Here is a 1,091-nt window from a genome sequence, read left to right on the forward strand (position 1 = left end):
ATGTCGCCCTCTCGAAGCCGCTGGTGGCCGCCTTTCCGGTGCTGCTGCTGGCCTGGCTGCGCTTCGGCATCGCGGCGCTCGCGATGCCGCACTGGCTGCGGCGGCCGGCCACGGAGCCGCCGATGACCCGCCGCACACGCGGCCTCGTGTTCCTCGAATCCTTCCTTGGCAACTTCCTGTTCTCGATCTGCATGCTGTTCGGCGTCAGCCTGACCAGCGCGGTCTCGGCCGGCGTGGTCATGGCCTCGATCCCGGCCGTGGTGGCGATCGGCAGCTGGGCCTTCCTGCGCGAGCGCATCACGCCGCGCGTCGGCCTGGCGATCGGCTGCGCGGCGCTTGGCATCGGCCTGCTGGCCCTCGCCCCCGCGCAGGCCGCCCCGCATGCCGGCGCCACGAGCAGTTCCTCGATGCCCTGGCTCGGCAACCTGCTGGTGTTCTGCGCGGTGCTCTGCGAGGCCGCCTACGCGGTGATCGGCAAGTCGCTGACCGGGCGACTCGGACCGAAGCGCATCTCCTCGCTGATCAACCTCTGGGGCTTCGTGTTGTCGACGCCCTTCGGCATCTGGTTCGCGCTGCGCTTCGACTTCGGCGCCGTGTCGATCGGCCTCTGGAGCCTGCTCTTCGTCTACGCGCTGGCCGCGAGCATCTGGACCGTGTGGCTCTGGATGACGGGACTGAAGAGCGTGCCCGCGTCGCAGGCCGGCGTCTTCACAGTGATGCTGCCGGTGAGTGCGGCGGTGGTCGGCGTGCTGGTGCTCGGCGAGGGCCTGGTGACTGCGCAGGTGGTCGCTTTCGCGCTCGCGTTGCTCGGCGTGGTGCTCGCGACATGGCCCTCGCACCGCAACTGAAGCCTCTCCTAGGGGAACGAACGTGCTTTTTCCCTCTGAAAAAACAACAGCTCCCAATGAAAAAGTCTCTTTTTCCCTTGGAAACGTGTTTCATCTCCTTTAGCATCCGCAATGCCGATGGAGACACTGCTTTTCATTGGTGAAAGTGTCCAACCAAAAAAGGAATTCAACCATGGCAACTGCAAAGAAGGCTCCGGCCAAGAAAGCTCCCGCGAAAAAGGCCGCACCGGCCAAGAAGGCGGC

Annotated in this window: 2 protein-coding genes; one reads left to right on the forward strand and one right to left on the reverse strand. The window is 65.5% G+C overall.

Features of this window, described 5'->3' with window-relative positions; all coding sequences use genetic code 11:
* Positions 1 to 848, forward strand: an 848-nt coding sequence (locus tag AC1DY5_RS56710; protein WP_478122882.1) for a DMT family transporter, incomplete at its 5' end; no start/stop codon positions are given.
* 8 nt (positions 849 to 856) lie between these two features.
* Here the strand turns inward: AC1DY5_RS56710 and AC1DY5_RS56715 are convergent.
* The coding region (locus AC1DY5_RS56715) for a hypothetical protein (protein WP_478122883.1) at positions 857 to 1,091 on the reverse strand (235 nt) is incomplete at its 5' end.

Source organism: Variovorax sp. P4_D9 (assembly GCF_056401695.1).